We start from the raw sequence: 17,250 nt of genomic DNA, 5'->3' as shown, positions 1-17,250 counted from the left end.
CTCTCGGTGGTTCGGTGGTGCGGTCGATGGGCGGGACTCAGCCGGTGGCGGTCCCGGGGGTGTGGACATGTCCGGCGCGCACTGTCGCGACCGCCTCCAGGCGGGTGCGGGCGGCACGCGTGTCACCGTCGGCGTCGGTGAGTACTGCGGCGCTCTCGGTGAGGCGCAGCAGCGTCAGGTCGGCTACCGCACCGACGCGTAGCGTGCCCAACTCGTCGTCCAGGCCGAGCACTTGGGCGGGGTGCAGCGTCGCGCACCGGATCACCTGGTGCGGCGTGAGCCCGAGCGCGAGCAGCTTGTCGAGCGTGGTGACGAGCGAGTGCACCGGTCCCCCGACATTGCCCACGTGCACGTCGGTGCTGATGGTGTACGGGGAGAAGCCCGCGGCGAGGGCCCGTTCGGCGGTCGCGAAGCTCAGGCTGGCGCTGCCGTGGCCGACGTCGAGCCGCACCCCGCGCGCCACGGCCCGGCGCGCCGCGTCCTCGCTGCCGAACAGGCCGCCCGGCTTGCCGTGGAACGCGTGGGTGACGACGTCGCCCTCGCCGAGCAGGTCCAGCACGTCGGCGAGGCGCGGCGGCTCGTTGCCGACGTGCACCATCACCGGCCGGCCCACCCGCGCGGCGACCCGCTTCGCGGCCTTCAGGGGTTCGAGGCCGCTGTCGCCGAGCACCGAGGAACTCATCCGCACCTTGATGCCGCGCACCCGGTCGGGGTGCTCGCGCAGCAGCTTCTCGGTGGCGGCCTCGTCGATATCGCCGGGGCCGCCCGCGAGTTCGGTGCGGCCGTGGACGAGGCCGTGCCGGGAGATGTTGAGCCAGCTCAGGACGCGGGTCGCCGCGGCGTTGACAACGTTTTCCGCGAAGTCGTCCCAGTGGTCGCTGCCGCAACTGCCCGCGTCGACCACGGTGGTGACACCCTGCTCGACGCCGACCGTGTCGGCGGACACACCGAGCGAGGTGCCGGGCGCGTAGACGTGGGAGTGGAGGTCGATCAGGCCGGGTGCCACGAGCAGCCCCGTGGCATCGACGCGCCGCCCGCCGACCAGCGTGCCCGGCTCCCCCGTCGCGACGATGCGGCCGTCGCGCACGGCGAGATCGCCTGCGAAGGGCTCCGGGCGCAGGGGGTCGGCCAACAGCCCGCCCGAGACGACGAGATCGAATCGTTGCGGACCTGCGGCAGGAGCTGTGTGCACGGCCATGGACGGCGACCTTTCCCTGGCATGAAAGTGGTGCGTACGGGCGCGGCGGGGCGCGGCTGGGCACACCGTTGCTGGACACCCGGGCCGAGGACCCGAGTTCGTTCCGTGGAGTAGAATGGCGTTCCGCTCGGCGGATCGAGTGGAAACATAGCCCGCGTCTCCTCGGAGGGTCAATGGAACCGAGCAAGCCCGCGAATTCCGTCGTCAAGGCACTCCGTGTGCTGCACGCCGTGGCGCGTGCGGACGGACCGCACCGGCTCGGCGACATCGCGGATCGCTCCGGCGTCTCCAAGGCCAGCACGCACCGGGTCCTCGCCACGCTCGTCGAGGAGGGGTACGCGGCGGCAGACGGCGAGGGCCGCTACGGCTGCGGCAACCAACTGCGCGCGATGGCCGCTCAGGTACTGGCCGACGACGCGGTCGGCATCGACGCCGTGCTGCGCGCGCTGCAGCAACGGCTCGGACAGGCCGTGCACCTGGCGGTGCCGAGCGGGGACCATGCCACGTACACGCACAAGGTCGACCCGGGTCACGCCTACCGGATCGCCACCGACGTCGGCGCCCCGCTGCCGCTGCACGCGACCGCCGCGGGGAAGGCCCTCCTGGCCCATCTGCCGGCCGACGAGGCCGCGGCGATCCTCGACCGCACCGGACTGCCCGCCCGCACCCCGCACACGCACACCGATCGGGCGGCCCTCACCGGGGAGTTGGCCGCGATCCGCGATGCCGGGTACGCCACCGACTACGAGGAGGCGGACGCGTCGATCTGCTCGATCGCGGCCCCGGTGCTCGACGCGGACGGCTCACCGGTCGCCGCCGTCTCGGTATCCTCGCTCACGTTCCTCGTCACCGAGGAGCAACTGGCCGGGTTCGCCCCGGCGGTACGACAGGCGGCGCAGGACGTGTCACGGCGCCTGTGACGACACACCGGAGAGCGACGACACACCAGGGCCCCTCCACACCCGGTGTGGAGGGGCCCGTCCCAGTGGTGTCGTCAGTGTCGCCACCCGGTGTCACGGCGGGGCTCAGACGTGACATCCGCACTGCCCGCAACATCCCAGCCAGCGGCGCAGGGTGGTGTGTACGGCGTCCGGGAGCGCGCTGAGCTGCTCGATGGCCTCCGTGTCGCCGGGCGAGGGTGCGATGCCCGACGCCGTGAGCACCGCGTGCAGTTCGAGGCGGCGCATGTCCTTCGGGTCCACCCGGGAGGGCAGGCGGTGCGCCGGGTTCGGCGGGGCCAGCAGCCAGTCGTCGGCCCAGTCGGTGGCGTAGGTCTGCTCTTCGTCCAGCCCGGTCGTGATGGTGTGCATGCCGGCCTCCTTCGTGGCGTACGCCGTTGTCTCGAAGGCAGAGAGCGACGGGGGCCGTGCGCCGGTTGCGGTCGGGGCCGAGGATCACACGAAGGGCTCAATCCGCGGGTTATCACGTATTCCCCGCCTCCCCGGGCCGGTCCTTCTCGTCGAGGAAGAGCTCCAACTCCCGGTCCATCGCGCCCTGGTCGGCCTCTCTCCCGAACGGGACGAGGGCGTGGCTGCGCTCCAGGTACGTGAGCAGCGCCCGGTGCCCCATCGCGAAACGGGCCGGCGTGCCGATGTGCGCGTCGCCGCGGATCTCGATCTCCACGCCGAGCGGTTCGTTCTCCTGTGCCACGGGGCGCACCGTGACGTCGCCGATGCCCGCCGCGCCGGTGAGTCCGGCGGAGAGCAGATCGCGCGACAGCACCCAACTCCCGCCGCGCGCCGGACCGTTGGGGACGACGAGCCGGACGACCAAGGGGTCGTCCGCGCTGTACCGCAACTCGACCTGACATGCGAGCCGCTCGCCGTCCGGGTAGGCGAGAACTCCGGTCACCAGCGCCTCGAGGCGCCCATGCGTGTGCCGTTCGTCAGGGCTCACCCTGACACACCTCATCCCTGCTGTCGCACCTGCGCGGGAGCGCTCATCACTCCTTGCCCCGCGCCCGGCGGCACTGCCGGTGCGTGAGGTCGCCCGGCCCATCACCGCTCCCGCCGGACTGTGCTGCCGCCCGACATGGGCGACATTCCAAACCTTAGGCCAAGGGGCATACACCGGGTGGCATATGCGCGAATGACCCGACGGCCTTCACAACCAGTTCGACGCGAGGAGCCGACTCCGCAGGAACGTTCGACCGCGTCGCTCAGACGTCGTCCTCCGCTCCGGGCAGGTGGGTGTCACCGTCCGACCAGTGGTTGATCCAGCCACAAGCGCCGCACGCATAGCGGCCGTTGATGCCTGCCACCACGGTTCCGCAGCCACCGCACTGCTTCTCGGTGACCTGCTGCCCGGAGAGGAAGGCGGCGGCGGCCACCGCCGTCTCCACGTTCTGGTCATGCGACACATCCATGAGCGGCCCCTACCCAGCTCGCACCGGCTCAACATCCCTGGGGCACATTCTGTTCGGTACGACTTACCGTCCGGTATACGTGCCGGTATACGTGAATGGCACACGCGTCCACTGCCGAACCCTGGGAGGCCCCATGCCCACGTCCACCCGGATCCAGCCGGTTCCGTCGTCGAGGACTTCACGCTGCCCGACGAGACGGGGGCGCCGACGTCGCTGTCGTCGCTGCTCGCCGAGGGGCCGGTCGTGCTCTTCTTCTACCCGGCCGCGCTCACCCCCGGCTGCACCGCGGAGGCCTGCCACTTCAGGGATCTGGCGGCGGAGTTCGCGGCGGTCGGCGCGCGCCCGGTGGGGATCAGCTCCGACGCCGTCGAACGCCAGCGGGAGTTCACGCAGCGGCACACCCTCGGGTTTCCGCTGCTGTCCGACCCGGAGGGCGAGGTGCGCGGCCGGTTCGGGGTGGCGCGCGGCTTCGCCCCGTTGCCGACCAAACGCGCCACGTTCGTGATCGGCACCGACCGCCGGGTCCTCGAGGTGGTCCGCAGCGAGTTCAGGATGAGCGCGCACGCGGACCGGGCCCTCGAAGCGCTGCGTACGAAGGCGGGCTGAGGGCCGCCCGACCCTACCGGCGTCCGCGCACCAGCAGGTACACGAAGTACGGCGTGCCGACGACGGCCGTCATCAGGCCCGCGCCCAGCTGGGCCGGGGCGATGACGGAGCGGCCCAGCAGGTCCGCGACGCAGACGAGGACCGCGCCCAGGAGCATCGCGACGGGCACGACGCGCACGTGCTTGCGGCCCACCAGGGCGCGGGCCGCGTGCGGCGCGACGAGACCGACGAAGCCGATCGTGCCCGCCGCCGCGACCGCCGTGGCGCTGAGCAGCACGCTCAGCACCAGGAAGCCGAGGCGTCCGCGCGCGAGGTCCAGGCCGAGGAGGCGGGGCGTGTCCGCGTCGAGGGAGACGAGGTCGAGTTCCCCCCGCCGGGCGACCGCGATGATGGCAGCGACGACGAGCACGGCCGCGACCGGCAGCACGTCGGGGAAAGTGCGCCCGTACGTCGAACCCGACAGCCACACCAGGGCCTTGGTCGCGCTGAACCGGTCGGTGAGCACGATCAGGAGGCTGATCAGGGCCGCCGTCCCCGACGCCGCGCCGACGCCGACGAGGACGAGCCGGCTCTGCTGGAAGCCGCCCTTGGCCGCGAGGCCGAACACGATCGCCGCCGTGACGCCCGCGCCCGCGAACGCCGCGCCGGCGATGGTCCACGAGCCGGCGCCGGGCACGGTGGTGACCAGCAGGACGGCGCCGAGGGCCGCGCCGCCGGAGACGCCGAGGACGCCGGGTTCGGCGAGCGGGTTGCGGGTCACGGACTGCACGAGGGTGCCGGACAGGGCGAGCGCCGCGCCCGCGCACAGTGCGGCCAGGACGCGCGGCACCCGGGTGTCCAGGACGAACGTGATGGCCTGACCGGCCTGCCCGCCCGCCCAGTTGACGACGTCGCCGAGGAGCAGGGTGCTGTCGCCGAGGAGGACGCCGGCGACGGCCGTGCCGGCCAGCACCGCGACCAGGGCGACCACGGTGACCGTGAAGACCTTGCGGCTCGGGATGCGCATCCGGTCCGGCGGCGCGGCGGCGTCCCCGTCGCGCAGGCGCAGCGCCATCACGACGAGGAACATGGCGCCGACGACGCTGGTGACCACGCCCGTCGGCACGGTGACGGCCACCTGGGCGGAGGTCACGGCGCGCAGCAGCACGTCGGAGCCGAGCACGAGGGCGGCGCCGACGAGGCCCGCGACGGGGATGCGCACCCGGTGCCGTACGAGCGAGCGCACCCGGCGGGCCACCGGCCTGACCAGAGCCGGGGCGCACAGGCCCACGAAGCCGATCGGTCCGGCCAGGGTGACCGCTGCCGCCGAGAGCAGCGCGGCGAGCACGACGGCGGTGACGCGGGTGCCGCGCACCGGGATGCCGAGGCCGCGCGCCGCGTCGTCGCCGAGGGTCAGCCCGTCGACGCGGCGGGCGAGCAGCATCAGGCCGACGAGCGCGGCGAGCACGATGGGCGCCATGCGGGCCACACCGGCGAAGCCGTTCTGGGCGATGCTGCCCTGGCCCCACTGGTAGAGGCCGTCGGTTTGTTCGGGGAAGAGCAGGAGCAGCGCCTCGGTCACGGCGTTGAGCCCGAGGGCGAGGGCGCTGCCCGCGAGGACGAGGCGGACGGTGGTGGCGGCGCGTCCGGCGAGCCCGAGCACCACGGCGGCAGCGGCGAGTCCGCCGACGAAGGCGACCGCGGAGGACGCGAGCACGGAGGCGGTCGCGCCGGTGGCCGTGAGCACGCCGAGCGCGAGGTACGAACCGGCGTTGACGGCGAGGGTGTCGGGCGAGGCGAGCACGTTGCGGCTGACCGCCTGGAGCACGGCGCCCGCCGCGCCGAGCGCCACGCCGACGAGCAGCCCGGCCGCCATGCGGGGCAGCCGGGAGGCGACGACGACGGAGGCGTCGCCCGCCTCGGCGTGCCCGGTGAGGGCCTGCCACACCTGGCGCGCGCCGACGTCGGCGGTTCCGTAGGTGATGTCGACGACGGCGAGCACGGCGACGAGCAGCACGAGCCCGCCGGTCACCCCGACGGCGCCGATCGACGGCGCCGCCAGGGTGCGGGGAGGTGCGGTGACGGCCACGTGCCTACTTCTTCGTCAGGGCGGCGACGACGCCGTCGATGTAGTGCTCCATCGACTTCGGCCCGCCGAACAGCCAGGTGCCGTCGGGCAGTCGGTGCACGTCGCCGGCCTTCACGAAGGGCAGGGACTTCCACACGGAGTTGTCGGCGAGGTCCTTGGTGAAGACATCGGAGCCGCCGGCCTTCTTGTTGCCGATGTAGGTGAACCGCACGTCCTCGCCGAGTCCGGTGAGTCCCTCGACGTCGGTGGTGGCGAGGCCGTAGTCCTTGTCGCCCTTGACCTTCCAGGCGTTCTTCAGGCCGAGGTCCTCGTTGACGGAGCCGAGCAGGGAGCCGCTGGTGAAGGCGCGTACGGACACCTGGTTGGAGGCGGCATAGCCGTCGGCGGTGGCGATCCTCGAGCCGTCGGCGCCCGCGTCCTTGAGCGCCTTCTTGCCCTCGGCGAGCTTCGACTCGTACGCCTTCTTGGCGGCCTTCGCCTCGTCCTGCTTGCCGGTCGCCTTCGCGAGGACGTCGAGGGTGTCGAACATCTGGCCCACCTGGTCGGCTCCGTCGGCCGACTTCACCTGGAGGACCGGGGCGATCTTCTTCATCTGCTTGACCGCGGACGCCGACAGGTCGGTGGTGGCGACGATGAGGTCCGGGGTGAGGCCCGCGATGCTGTCCATGCTGGGCTCGCCCCGAGTGCCGATGTCCTTGGGCGAGTTGGTGAGCGGCGCGGCGGTGTCCCACGCCTTGTAGCCCTTGACGTCGGCGACGCCCGCGGGGTCGACGCCGAGCGTGACGAGGGACTCGACGACGTTCCACTCGGTGCCGACGACCTTGGTCGCCGGGCCGTCCAGGCTCACCTCGGAGCCGTTGGCGCCGGTCAGGGTGATCTTCTCGGACGTGGCGGCGGAGCCGGCCTTCGCGGGCTCGGAGGTGCCGCAGGCGGACAGGACGAGGGCCGCGGCGGCGGCCGTCGCCGCGGCGATCAGGGTGCGTCTCATGAGGTGCTCTGGAGCCTTTCGCTTCTGCTGTGGTGACGGCCTATCGCGCGGGTGCGCAGCCGTCCGGTGAAGGGGTCGGTGTCGACGTCGACGCGGATGCCGTACGTCTCGGTGAGGCGCTCGGAGCGCAGGACGTCCTCGGGGGCGCCGTCGGCGATGACGCGGCCCTCGCTGAGCAGCGCGATCCGGTCGGCGACGGCGGCGGCCTGGTCGAGGTCGTGCAGGACGACGCCGACGGCGATGCCGCCGTCGTCCGCCAGGTCCCGCATGAGGTCGAGAAGTTCGATCTGATAGCGCAGGTCGAGGTAGGTGGTCGGCTCGTCGAGGAGGAGCACGCCGGTCTGCTGGGCGAGGCAGCTCGCCAGCCACACGCGCTGCAACTGTCCGCCGGAGAGCTGGTCGACGCCCCGGTCCGCGAGCGTCTCGACGCCGGTCATCGCGAGGACCCGGTCGACGACCTCGGGCCCCTCCGCGTCGGCCTGCCCCCACCGTCCGCGGTAGGGATAGCGGCCGAACTCGACGACGTCGCGCACGGTGAGCCCGCCCGGCGTGGGCCGACTCTGCGTCAACAGGGCGACGCGGCGGGCGAACTGACGGGCGGTGAGGTCGAAGCCGTCGGCGGCGTCGGACGTTCCCGCGTCGAGGCTCAGCGTGCCGTGCCGGGGCTTCTGGAGCCGAGCGACGGTCCGCAGCAGCGTCGACTTGCCGCTGCCGTTGGGGCCGACGAGGGCGGTCACTTCGTCGGGCCTGAGGACGAGGGCCGCGTCGTGCACGACGTCGACTCCGTCGTACGACACGGTCACATGCTCGGCCGACAGTTCGTGACCGCGCGGACAAGGGGCGCTACCTGCGCGTTCACCAGATCTCACGCCCCGAAGGTTAGCCTAACCTAACCTTTTGTGGAACCCCGGGCGCCGCCTTCCGATCGGCGCCGACCATGAATGGATCTGTCATGCGGGGTAGTCCGGGAGTGCGGCTCATTCCGCTCGAAGTCCGAAGGGAGACACGCACCATGGCTCTGCGGAGCAACCCGAAGTACACCGTCCCCGGCCTGACCGTCGCCGAGGCGGGCGAACTCATCGACATCCTGCAGCTGCGCCTGCACGCCCTGAACGATCTGCACCTCACGCTCAAGCACATCCACTGGAACGTCGTCGGACCGCACTTCATCGCCGTCCACGAGATGGTCGACCCGCAGGTCGAGAAGGTCCGGGACATGGCGGACGAGGTCGCGGAGCGCGCCGCCGCGCTCGGCGGCGTCAGCCACGGCACGCCCGGCGTGCTCGTCGCCGCGCGGACCTGGGAGGACTACAGCGTCGGCCGGGCGGACGCGATCGCCCACCTCGGCGCGCTCGACGTCGTCTACACAGGCCTCATCGAGGACGTCCGCAAGGCGGTCGAGCAGACCGGCAGGATCGACGTGGCCACCCAGGACCTGCTGATCGGACAGCTGCGCGAGCTCGAGAAGTTCCAGTGGTTCGTCCGCGCCCACCTGGAGACGGCGGGCGGCGCCCTGCGCACCGGTGACGCCGACACCGAGGCGGAGGCAGCACACCAGGCCGTACGGTGAGGTCCACGGACCCGATCGTGTGACTGCGCCCCGCCGGTGCGCCCCGCGCACCACCGGGTGTGCCTACCGTGGGAGTTCGTCAATTGTTGAGTCGACGCGGCACAGCGCCGCGTCGACCGTGAGGAGCTCTCATGTCCGACGAAGAGCCGCAGCGCACAAGGAAGTTGGGCGTCGAGATGCGGCAGGTGTCGCTGGACGACGGCAGCGTGATGACGATCGTGTGCGACGCGGGCCTGTCCGAGGCGGACGTACGCTCGCGGGCGACACGGATCGCGGAGGACAACCGACGGCAGTAGTGGTCCGGCCGGCGACAGCCGCGCCGGCGGGCGGGGCAGGCGGGCAGGGCAGGTGGGCAGGGCGGGCGACCTTTTGCCCGAGAGGCAAGCAAAATGCCCGGGCTTCAACATTCTGTTTATGATCACCGGGTCCCCGCCCGCCCTGCCCGGAGATCGCATGTCCACGCCCCCGTCCGCCGTCCCCCGCCCCCATCCTCTGCACGCCCTGCGGGCCACCGTCTTCGCGATCGGCGCCCTGCTGGTCCTCGTCGGCGTCGGCGTGCTGCTGCGGCAGCCACTCCTGATACCCCCGCTCGCCGCGAGCGCCGCCCTGGTGCACGGCGCGCCCGGGCTGCCGATCTCGCAGCCCCGCAACCTCGTCGGTGGCCAGCTGATCTCCGCCGCCATCGGATTCGGGACGCTCGCGGTGACGGGGAGCAACGGATGGGGCGCGGCCGTCGCCGCCGGGCTCTCGCTCGGGGCGATGATGCTCACGCATCTCTCCCACTCCCCCGCGGCCGCCACCGCGGTGATCGTCGTGCTGCAGGCCCCGCACCCCGTCCCCTTCCTGTCTCTCCTCGCGCTCGGCACCGGGCTGCTGGTCCTGTGCGGACTGCTGCCGGGGCGGATCGGCGGACACCCGGTCCGCTATCCATTGAGCTGGTGACGGGACACCCGTAGCTGTTAGTGTTCTTGGACCTTTCGCCTCTTGAGGAGAACGAACATGGCGGTGGACGACGACATCTCCGGGTGATGACCCGGCTCTGACAGGCCAGTGGCCGGTGCGCTGACGCACCGCCTCGGTGGCCTCACAGTCGTCCCCTTTTCCTGTTCCGGGCAGCCGTATCGGTCTGCCCGTCTCCCACGCGAGGTCTGCTTCCGTGTCCGACGCTTCCGTCGTCTGCTCGAACCTGTCCTTCTCCTGGCCCGACGACACCCCGGTGTTCGACGGCCTGTCCTTCTCCGTGCCGTCCGGCCGCACTGGGCTCGTCGCCCCGAACGGCGCGGGCAAGAGCACGCTGCTCAAGCTGATCGCCGGTGAGCTGAGGCCCACCGGCGGATCGGTGACCGTGCACGGTCTGCTCGGCCATCTCCCTCAGACCCTGCCGCTGGCCGGCTCGCTCACGGTGGCCGAGGTGCTCGGTGTCGCCGAGATCGTCCGGGCCCTGGACGCCGTCGAGTCGGGGGACGTGAGCGAGGAGCACTTCACCGTCATCGGCGACGACTGGGACATCGAGGAGCGCACCCGCGCCGAACTCGACTCCCTGGGCCTCGGCGCCCTCGGTCTCGACCGGCGTCTCGACACGCTCAGCGGCGGCCAGATCGTGTCCCTCGGCCTCGCCGCCCAACTGCTGCGCCGGCCCGATGTGCTGCTCCTCGACGAGCCGACCAACAACCTGGACCTCGACGCCCGTCGCCACCTCTACGACGTGCTGGAGCGCTGGAACGGCTGTCTGCTGCTGGTCAGTCACGACCGCGCGCTCCTGGACCGGATGGAGCGGATCGCCGAGCTGCACCACGGTGAACTGCGCTGGTACGGGGGCAACTTCACCGCGTACGAGGAGGCGGTGAGCGCGGAGCAGGACGTCGCCGAGAAGAACGTCCGCAACGCCGAGCAGGAGGTGAAGCGCGAGAAGCGGGAGATGCAGCAGGCCCGTGAACGCGCCGAACGGCGCGCGAGCAACGCCGCGCGCAACCTGAAGAGCGCCGGACTGCCCAAGATCTTCGCCGGGACCATGAAGCGGGGCGCCCAGGAGTCCGCGGGCCGGGCCGGACAAACGCATGCGGCCCGCGTCGGCGAGGCCAAGGCGCGGCTCGACGAGGCGGAGCGCGCCGTGCGCGACGATCCGCGCCTCGTCCTCGATCTCCCCGACACCAAGGTGCCCGCGGGCCGCACCCTCGTCCTCGCCGAGCACGCGCAGGTCCGCCGGGGCGAGCAGGACCTGTTCGCCGCCGCGGGCGTGGACTTCGCGGTGCGGGGCCCCGAACGAATCGCGCTGACGGGGCCCAACGGGGCGGGGAAGACCACTCTGTTGCGGCTCGTGAGCGGCGATCTGGAGCCGAGCGGGGGCAGCGTGAAGCGGTCCGAAGGACGGATCGCCTATCTCTCGCAGCGCCTCGACCTGCTCGACCCCGAGCGCACCGTCGCGGAGAACTTCGCCGCGTTCGCGCCGGGGCGACCGGAGGCGGAGCGGATGAATCTGCTGGCCCGGTTCCTGTTCCGCGGCCCGCGCGCCCAACTGCCGGTCGGGGTCCTTTCCGGCGGGGAACTGCTGCGGGCCACCCTGGCGTGCGTGCTGTGCGCGGAGCCGGCCCCGCAGCTGCTGCTCCTTGACGAGCCGACGAACAACCTCGACCTGGTCGGCGTCGGCCAGCTGGAGAGCGCGCTCGGCTCCTACCAGGGAGCGTTCATGGTGGTCAGCCACGACGAGCGGTTCCTCGCGCGGATCGGAGTGGAGCGCGGGCTGCGGCTCGCGGACGGCGAGCTGACCGAGGTGGGTGCGCCCGAGATGTGATCCGTCGGCGTGACGACATTGGCCCGCCCCGAGGCGTACGTCCGGCGGGCCCCACGGCTCTCACGTCGAACGGAACACATCTCATGGCTCAGCCCGCCCTCATCGCCCACGACCTGACCCGCACCCTCGGCACCCGCCGCGTCCTCGACGGTGTGTCGCTCACCGCCGCCCCCGGCCGCCGCATCGGCCTGATCGGCGAGAACGGGGTCGGTAAGTCGACGCTGCTGCGTCTACTCGCCGGCGTCGACACCCCCGACTCGGGCAGCGTCGTGCGGCCGCCCGACCTCGGCTTCCTCCAGCAGGAGGCGCCGTACGACACCACAGCGACGATCGCGGACGTACTGGACGACGCGCTGCGCGAGACCCGCGCCGAACTCGCCGAGCTCGACCGGCTCGGTGACCGCCTCGCCCGGACACCGGAGGACTCCGCCGCCTACCCCGAACTGCTCGACACCTATGGGCAGTTGCTCGAGAGCGCCCGGGAGCACGAGGCGTGGGACGCGGACCGGCGCGCCGGGATCACCCTCGCCGGTCTCGGCCTCGGCGCGCTCGCGCACACCCGCACCCTGGGTTCGCTCTCCGGCGGCCAGCGCGGGCGGCTCGCCCTGGCCGCGCTGCTCGTGCGCCGTCCCACCGCGCTGCTTCTGGACGAGCCGACGAACCATCTCGACGACGACGCCGCGCTGTTCGTGGAGGAGCAACTGCGGGCGCTGCCCGGTGTCGTCGTCCTCGCCAGCCACGACCGGGCGTTCCTCGACGCCGTCTGCACGGACCTCGTCGACCTCGATCCGGCGGTGGAGGGGCCGGTGCGGTTCGGCGGCAACTACAGCGCCTACCTCGCCGAGAAGCGGGCCGAGCGGGAGCGGTGGGAGCGCCGATTCGCCGAGGAGCAGGAGGAGTTGGCGGAGCTGCGGCACGCGGCCGGTGTCTCGGCGCGCCGTGTCGCCCCGGACCGCGGTCCGCGCGACAACGAGAAGATGGGGTACGGCGTCCGCGCCAACCGGGTGCAGAGCCAGATCTCACGCCGGGTCCGCAATGCCACACGCCGCCTGGAGGAGCTGGAGCGCGCACAGGTCGCCGCGCCTCCGCCGCCGCTGCGCTTCCGCCCCGAGCGCCTCACCTGCGCCTCGGCCGACGAAGCCTCCGCTGACGTCGACGAGCCGCTCGTGTCCCTGCGGGCGGCGCATGTCCCCGGGCGGCTGACCCTGGACCGGCTCGACGTGACACCCGAGGACCGCCTCCTGGTCACCGGCGCCAACGGCAGTGGAAAGTCAACCCTGTTGGCGATTCTTGCCGGGCAGCTGACGCCCCGCGGCGGGACGCACCGGCGTACCGGTCTGTCGGTGGGGCTGCTCGCCCAGGACTCCGTGTTCGAGCGGCCCGAGCGCACCGCCCGGGACACGTACGCGCGCGAGCTCGGGTTCGCCCGGGCCGAGGCGGTGCCACTGGGTGGGCTCGGCCTGCTGCGCCCGGCCGACCTCGACAAGCCCGTCGGCCTGCTGTCGGTCGGGCAGCGGCGCCGGCTCGCGCTCGCGCTGCTCGTGGCGAGCCCGCCGGAGCTGCTGCTGCTCGACGAGCCGACGAACCATCTGTCCCCCACACTGTGCGACGAGTTGGAGGACGCGCTGGGCGCGGGGCCCGGCGCCGTCGTCGTCGTCTGCCACGACCGCTGGTTGCGCGAGCGCTGGAAGGGCCGCGAGATCCGGCTCGCGCGGGGCGCGGGCGACGACTGACCGCGTGACCTACCAGCGGTTCCGGTGCAGTACGTCCGCGACGGGCCTGCGGCGCACCGGGCCGAAACGGCCGAGCGGCCATCCGATCGGGATGGCGGCGAACGTCCGCATGTCGTCGGGGATGCCGAGCGCGGCCTTCCACTCGTCCTCCAGCATCAGGTGCCAGATGGTGAGGTTGGCGGCGAGGCCGAGGCCGCGCGCGGCGAGCAGCAGGTTCTGTACGCCGGGGTAGACGCAGGAGCCCTCCGCGAGCGCGGCGAAGCGCTCCTGCGTGCTCGCCATCGTGGCCGCCGCCGCGGGTCCGAGCGCGGCGACCGAGGCGCGCAGCCCCTCCTCGTCGACGCGCGACGGCGGGAACCGGTAGCAGGGGATGACGAGCGCCGGTGTCTCCGCGAAGTGGTCGCGCTGGTACTCGATGGCGGCGACCATGCGCCCGTACGCCGCCTCGTCCATGCCCTCGGGCGCGTGTTTGCCGGTGGTCGCCAGGTAGGCGTCCACACAGCGTGTCCACAAAGGTGACAGTTCCGCCATGACTGCCGGGTCGGTGACCACGACGTACTCGTAGCGCTGCATATTGCCCCCACTGGGCCCCCACACGGCTGCCTGAATCAGCCGTTCGAGCAGCTCGTCGGGAACGGGTTCCGGGCGCAGCCGGCGCATGGCGCGCATCGTGGCCATGGTGCCGAACAGGGCGGTGTCGTCGGCGATTTGGGGTGTCGGGGTGACGGTGGTGGCATCGGTCATGATCGTGAGTCTAGGGGTGCCATTCACGCCAAAACACCCCCACGTTTCACGCATCCTTCGACCTGAAACACCCAGTTAACCTACGAGCCACCTTTGCAGAGTTAACCTGTCTCTTGACCATCAGTTGACCGTACGTTGGCTATCTCTTGGTGAGAGATACGCGAGGGGGGAACATGTCCCGAGGTGGGAGCAAGCGCACGGCGGTGGCTTTTGTCATCGCCCTGCTGCTGTCGCTCCCCCTGCTCGCGTCCGGACATTCGTTCGCTTCCGCACATGGCCCGGTCGCGGCACCTGCCGACGCGAAGGCCTGTCACGGCGACGGGACGGGCCCGCAGGGGCCCGCCGAAGCGGTCCGCACCCGCGACCGTCATCGCACGGCGTCGGGTTCGTCCCAACTCCCCTGTCCCTACGCCGAGTCACCCGTGCCGGACCCCACGGCCGCGCCGGCGACCGCGCCGTACCCCGCGTACGTCCGCCCGGAGAGATCCATCGACGAGCTGACAGCGGCGTCCCTACAGGTCTTCCGCTGCTGATTCCCGACAGTTGTTACCCCCCACCTGTCCTGCCCGTCCGACGCGCCCTGCCGGCGCGCCAGGAGGAATCACCACACATGCAGCCCCTCATCGACAACGCCCGCACCTTTGGCCAGCGCCCTGAGGAGTTCGCCAGTCACGCCGACGGCCAGTCCCCGCAGGTCCTCTTCATCACCTGCTCCGACTCTCGCGTCGTGCCGGCCCTGATCACGGGCGCGCGCCCCGGTGAGCTGTTCGAGCTCCGCACCGCGGGCAACATCGTGCCCCCGTACACCAGCGGCAGCCCCAGCGGGGAGACCGCCACCATCGAGTACGCCGTGGAAGTCCTCGGCGTCCAGGACATCGTCGTGTGCGGGCACTCGCACTGCGGGGCGATCGGCGCGCTGGTGCGCGGCGACGACCTCGCGGCCGTGCCCGCCGTCCGGGACTGGCTCGCGCACGCCGCGGACGAGCCCGGCGCGTGCGATCCGGCCGACGTCACCGTCGGTCCGGCCGTCCAGCAGCACGTCCTCGCCCAGCTGCTCAGGCTGCGCTCCTACCCGTGTGTGGAGCGCCGGCTCGCCGACGGCCGCCTCACCCTGCGCGGCTGGTACTACGAGGTGCACACCGGCGCCGTCCGCGAACACCGCGTCGACACCGACGCGTTCGAGACTCTGTGAGCGCCGCCATGACCGAAACCGCCCCCCACACCCCATCCCCCAAGTTCCCTCATCTCAAGGCGGACTTCACCGCCTCGCTCGTCGTGTTCCTGGTGGCGCTTCCGCTGTGCGTCGGCGTCGCCGTCGCCTCCGGTGTGCCCGCCGAACTCGGCCTGATCACCGGCATCGTCGGCGGCATCGTCACCGGCCTGATGCGGGGCAGCAGCCTCCAGGTGTCCGGCCCCGCTGCCGGGCTGACCGTTCTCGTGTACGAAGCGGTGCGCGAGTTCGGTCTGCCGGTCCTCGGTGTCATCGTGCTGGCGACCGGCCTGCTTCAGATCGCCATGGGCGCGCTGAAGGTGGGCCGCTACTTCCGGGCCATCTCGGTCTCGGTCGTCGAGGGCATGCTCGCCGGCATCGGCCTGGTCCTGATCGCGGGCCAGATGTACTCGGTCCTCGACGCCAAGGCCCCGGAGTCGGGTCTCGGCAAGATAGCCGGGCTTCCGGAGGCGTTCCTCGACGCGCTCGGCAGCACGAGCGCGCTGGCCTCGCTCGCCCTGGGCGCCGGGACCGTCGTGGTCCTGGTGTGCTGGAAGTACATGCCCCGCAAGGCGCGTGTCGTTCCTGGGCCGCTCGCCGCGGTGGGCCTGGCCATGCTGGCGGCGTTCGTGTTCGACGCGCCCGTCACCATGGTCGAGGTCAACGGCCTGATCGGCTCGATCCAGCCGCCGCCCCTCGACGCGTTCGGTGAACTCCTCACCGTCGGCCTGCTCGGCACGCTCGTGGCGTTCACGCTGATCGCCTCCGCGGAGTCGCTGTTCAGCGCGGCCGCCGTGGACCGGATGCACGACGGTCCGCGCACCGAGTACGACAAGGAGCTCCTCGCGCAGGGCGCGGGCAACGCGGTGTGCGGTGTGCTCGGCGCGCTGCCGATGACCGCGGTGATCGTGCGCAGTTCGGCCAATGTGCAGGCGGGTGCCAAGACCAAGGCGTCCCGTGTCATGCACGGTGTGTGGCTGCTGCTGTTCGCGGCGCTGCTGCCCGCGCTGCTCGCGTACATCCCGATCCCGGCCCTCGCGGGTGTGCTGGTGCACGCCGGTGCGAAGCTGGTGCCCGTGCGTCCCTTGGTCCAGCTGTGGCGCGACCATCGCGGTGAGGCGCTGATCCTGGTCGTCACCGCGGTGTCGATCGTGGCGGTCAGCATGTTCGAGGGTGTGCTCATCGGCCTCGCCCTGTCGGTCGTGAAGACCGCCTGGGACGCCTCGCACATCAAGCTGGAGGTCATAGACAAGGGAGCGGGTCCGGTGCAGGCGCACCTGTCCGGCAACGCGACGTTCCTGAAGCTGCCGAAGATCCTCGACAGCCTGGAGGCACTTCCGCAGAACCGTCCCGTGGAGCTGAACCTGTCCGGCCTGCACCACCTGGATCATGCGTGCCGCACGGCCCTGGAGAACTGGGCGGAACGGCACAGCTCGGCGGAGACGGAGCCGGTGAAGGTGACATCGGCCTGATCCCGCTCGTACTGGGCCCCGACTTCCGTGCGCCGCACGGGAGTCGGGGCCTTCGCACGTCGGTCAGTCGACGACGGCGGCGACCGCCTCGACCTCGACGAGCTGGTCGGCGTAGCCGAGCACGGTGACACCCATCAGCGTGCTCGGCACGTCGTGTTCACCGAAGGCGTCACGCACCACTTCCCAGGCGGTGACCAGGTCTTCCTGCCGGTTCGACGCGACGAGGACGCGGGTGTTGATGACATCCCCGAGACCGGCGCCGGCGGCTTCGAGCGCGACGCGCATGTTCGCGACACACTGGGCCGCCTGCCCCGCGTAGTCGCCGACCGCGACGGTCGAACCGTCCTTCGCCAGCGGGCACGAGCCGGCGAGGAAGACGAGCCGCGCCTCGGCCGGCGCGGTGGCCGCGTAGGCGTACTCGGCGACATCGGAGAGTGCGTCGGAGCGGATGAGGGTGACGGCGCGGGGCACGGGGTTCCCTTCGGGCGGATGCGGTGGGACGTCA

At 71.9% G+C, this 17,250-nt stretch carries 19 protein-coding genes; 10 read left to right on the top strand and 9 right to left on the bottom strand.

The genetic code is table 11. The features are described from left to right. Positions 1-37: 37 nt before the first annotated feature. The gene (locus ACP4E5_RS45140; protein ID WP_425840801.1) at positions 38-1,198 is read right to left on the bottom strand and encodes an amidohydrolase/deacetylase family metallohydrolase; all 1,161 of its coding nucleotides are present in this window, start codon (positions 1,196-1,198) and stop codon (positions 38-40) included. Between the two features lie 173 nt (positions 1,199-1,371). On the opposite strand from ACP4E5_RS45140, the gene ACP4E5_RS45135 reads away from it, so the two are divergent. Next, entirely contained in the window at positions 1,372-2,118 is a 747-nt protein-coding gene (locus tag ACP4E5_RS45135) for an IclR family transcriptional regulator (protein WP_425840798.1), read from the top strand. 105 nt (positions 2,119-2,223) lie between these two features. Here the strand turns inward: ACP4E5_RS45135 and ACP4E5_RS45130 are convergent, their stop codons facing one another. The 3 genes from ACP4E5_RS45130 to ACP4E5_RS45120 form a co-directional block, all read right to left on the bottom strand. Then, entirely contained in the window at positions 2,224-2,508 is a 285-nt protein-coding gene (locus ACP4E5_RS45130; RefSeq protein WP_425840796.1) for a hypothetical protein, read from the bottom strand. Positions 2,509-2,620: 112 nt separating this feature from the next. Then, complete coding sequence (locus ACP4E5_RS45125; protein WP_425840793.1) at positions 2,621-3,094, bottom strand: SsgA family sporulation/cell division regulator; 474 nt, start codon at positions 3,092-3,094, stop codon at positions 2,621-2,623. A 262-nt stretch (positions 3,095-3,356) separates the two neighbouring features. Next, on the bottom strand, positions 3,357-3,563 hold the full coding sequence (locus ACP4E5_RS45120; protein WP_306321985.1) for a hypothetical protein: 207 nt from the start codon (positions 3,561-3,563) through the stop codon (positions 3,357-3,359). 111 nt (positions 3,564-3,674) lie between these two features. On the opposite strand from ACP4E5_RS45120, the gene ACP4E5_RS45115 reads away from it, so the two are divergent. After that, positions 3,675-4,169, top strand: coding sequence for a peroxiredoxin (locus ACP4E5_RS45115; protein WP_425842158.1), 495 nt, complete (start codon positions 3,675-3,677; stop codon positions 4,167-4,169). Positions 4,170-4,182: 13 nt separating this feature from the next. On the opposite strand, the gene ACP4E5_RS45110 is transcribed toward ACP4E5_RS45115, so the two are convergent. From ACP4E5_RS45110 to ACP4E5_RS45100, 3 genes are read right to left on the bottom strand one after another with little or no spacing between them, the layout of a single operon-like run. Continuing rightward, on the bottom strand, positions 4,183-6,237 hold the full coding sequence (locus tag ACP4E5_RS45110) for an iron ABC transporter permease (RefSeq protein ID WP_425840789.1): 2,055 nt from the start codon (positions 6,235-6,237) through the stop codon (positions 4,183-4,185). A 4-nt stretch (positions 6,238-6,241) separates the two neighbouring features. Beyond that, positions 6,242-7,225, bottom strand: coding sequence for an ABC transporter substrate-binding protein (locus ACP4E5_RS45105; protein ID WP_425840786.1), 984 nt, complete (start codon positions 7,223-7,225; stop codon positions 6,242-6,244). After that, positions 7,222-8,094, bottom strand: coding sequence for an ABC transporter ATP-binding protein (locus tag ACP4E5_RS45100; protein WP_425840783.1), 873 nt, complete (start codon positions 8,092-8,094; stop codon positions 7,222-7,224). The genes ACP4E5_RS45105 and ACP4E5_RS45100 overlap by 4 nt, the downstream gene beginning before the upstream one ends. A 143-nt stretch (positions 8,095-8,237) precedes the next feature. On the opposite strand from ACP4E5_RS45100, the gene ACP4E5_RS45095 reads away from it, so the two are divergent. The 5 genes from ACP4E5_RS45095 to ACP4E5_RS45075 all read left to right on the top strand — a co-directional run bounded on the left by ACP4E5_RS45095 (position 8,238) and on the right by ACP4E5_RS45075 (position 13,319). Continuing rightward, a complete protein-coding gene (locus ACP4E5_RS45095; RefSeq protein ID WP_425840780.1) occupies positions 8,238-8,795 on the top strand; it encodes a Dps family protein in 558 nt (185 codons plus the stop codon). Positions 8,796-8,926: 131 nt separating this feature from the next. After that, positions 8,927-9,091, top strand: coding sequence for a hypothetical protein (locus ACP4E5_RS45090; protein ID WP_385761637.1), 165 nt, complete (start codon positions 8,927-8,929; stop codon positions 9,089-9,091). A 157-nt stretch (positions 9,092-9,248) separates the two neighbouring features. Continuing rightward, on the top strand, positions 9,249-9,737 hold the full coding sequence (locus tag ACP4E5_RS45085) for an HPP family protein (RefSeq protein WP_425840776.1): 489 nt from the start codon (positions 9,249-9,251) through the stop codon (positions 9,735-9,737). A gap of 214 nt (positions 9,738-9,951) precedes the next feature. Then, entirely contained in the window at positions 9,952-11,586 is a 1,635-nt protein-coding gene (gene abc-f / locus ACP4E5_RS45080; protein ID WP_425840773.1) for a ribosomal protection-like ABC-F family protein, read from the top strand. Between the two features lie 83 nt (positions 11,587-11,669). Next, positions 11,670-13,319 (top strand): ABC-F family ATP-binding cassette domain-containing protein, encoded by a 1,650-nt coding sequence (locus ACP4E5_RS45075; protein WP_425840770.1) that lies wholly within the window; start codon positions 11,670-11,672, stop codon positions 13,317-13,319. A 9-nt stretch (positions 13,320-13,328) separates the two neighbouring features. On the opposite strand, the gene ACP4E5_RS45070 is transcribed toward ACP4E5_RS45075, so the two are convergent. Continuing rightward, complete coding sequence (locus ACP4E5_RS45070) at positions 13,329-14,063, bottom strand: nitroreductase family protein (protein ID WP_425840767.1); 735 nt, start codon at positions 14,061-14,063, stop codon at positions 13,329-13,331. Between the two features lie 173 nt (positions 14,064-14,236). On the opposite strand from ACP4E5_RS45070, the gene ACP4E5_RS45065 reads away from it, so the two are divergent. The 3 genes from ACP4E5_RS45065 (at position 14,237) to ACP4E5_RS45055 (ending at position 16,745) form a co-directional block, all read left to right on the top strand. Beyond that, complete coding sequence (locus tag ACP4E5_RS45065) at positions 14,237-14,596, top strand: hypothetical protein (protein WP_425840764.1); 360 nt, start codon at positions 14,237-14,239, stop codon at positions 14,594-14,596. Positions 14,597-14,673: 77 nt separating this feature from the next. Then, positions 14,674-15,255, top strand: coding sequence for a carbonic anhydrase (locus tag ACP4E5_RS45060; protein WP_425840761.1), 582 nt, complete (start codon positions 14,674-14,676; stop codon positions 15,253-15,255). Positions 15,256-15,263: 8 nt separating this feature from the next. After that, positions 15,264-16,745, top strand: a complete 1,482-nt coding sequence (locus ACP4E5_RS45055) for a SulP family inorganic anion transporter (protein WP_425840758.1) — start codon at positions 15,264-15,266, stop codon at positions 16,743-16,745. Positions 16,746-16,808: 63 nt separating this feature from the next. Here ACP4E5_RS45055 and ACP4E5_RS45050 read toward each other — a convergent pair whose 3' ends face one another. Continuing rightward, the gene (locus ACP4E5_RS45050; protein WP_425840756.1) at positions 16,809-17,216 is read right to left on the bottom strand and encodes a RidA family protein; all 408 of its coding nucleotides are present in this window, start codon (positions 17,214-17,216) and stop codon (positions 16,809-16,811) included. Positions 17,217-17,250: the final 34 nt, after the last annotated feature.

This window comes from Streptomyces fractus (assembly GCF_049844455.1).
Lineage (GTDB): Bacteria > Actinomycetota > Actinomycetes > Streptomycetales > Streptomycetaceae > Streptomyces > Streptomyces fractus.
This window is presented reverse-complemented; position numbering and strand designations above follow the sequence as displayed.

Coding starts and splice junctions, on each gene's coding strand:
- ACP4E5_RS45075 (WP_425840770.1), top strand. CDS start 11,670: ATGGCTCAGCCCGCCCTCATCGCCCACGACCTGACCCGCACCCTCGGC.
- ACP4E5_RS45065 (WP_425840764.1), top strand. CDS start 14,237: ATGTCCCGAGGTGGGAGCAAGCGCACGGCGGTGGCTTTTGTCATCGCC.
- ACP4E5_RS45060 (WP_425840761.1), top strand. CDS start 14,674: ATGCAGCCCCTCATCGACAACGCCCGCACCTTTGGCCAGCGCCCTGAG.
- ACP4E5_RS45055 (WP_425840758.1), top strand. CDS start 15,264: ATGACCGAAACCGCCCCCCACACCCCATCCCCCAAGTTCCCTCATCTC.
- ACP4E5_RS45085 (WP_425840776.1), top strand. CDS start 9,249: ATGTCCACGCCCCCGTCCGCCGTCCCCCGCCCCCATCCTCTGCACGCC.
- ACP4E5_RS45120 (WP_306321985.1), bottom strand. CDS start 3,563: ATGGATGTGTCGCATGACCAGAACGTGGAGACGGCGGTGGCCGCCGCC.
- ACP4E5_RS45105 (WP_425840786.1), bottom strand. CDS start 7,225: ATGAGACGCACCCTGATCGCCGCGGCGACGGCCGCCGCCGCGGCCCTC.
- ACP4E5_RS45090 (WP_385761637.1), top strand. CDS start 8,927: ATGTCCGACGAAGAGCCGCAGCGCACAAGGAAGTTGGGCGTCGAGATG.
- ACP4E5_RS45130 (WP_425840796.1), bottom strand. CDS start 2,508: ATGCACACCATCACGACCGGGCTGGACGAAGAGCAGACCTACGCCACC.
- ACP4E5_RS45070 (WP_425840767.1), bottom strand. CDS start 14,063: ATGACCGATGCCACCACCGTCACCCCGACACCCCAAATCGCCGACGAC.
- ACP4E5_RS45135 (WP_425840798.1), top strand. CDS start 1,372: ATGGAACCGAGCAAGCCCGCGAATTCCGTCGTCAAGGCACTCCGTGTG.
- ACP4E5_RS45140 (WP_425840801.1), bottom strand. CDS start 1,198: ATGGCCGTGCACACAGCTCCTGCCGCAGGTCCGCAACGATTCGATCTC.
- ACP4E5_RS45095 (WP_425840780.1), top strand. CDS start 8,238: ATGGCTCTGCGGAGCAACCCGAAGTACACCGTCCCCGGCCTGACCGTC.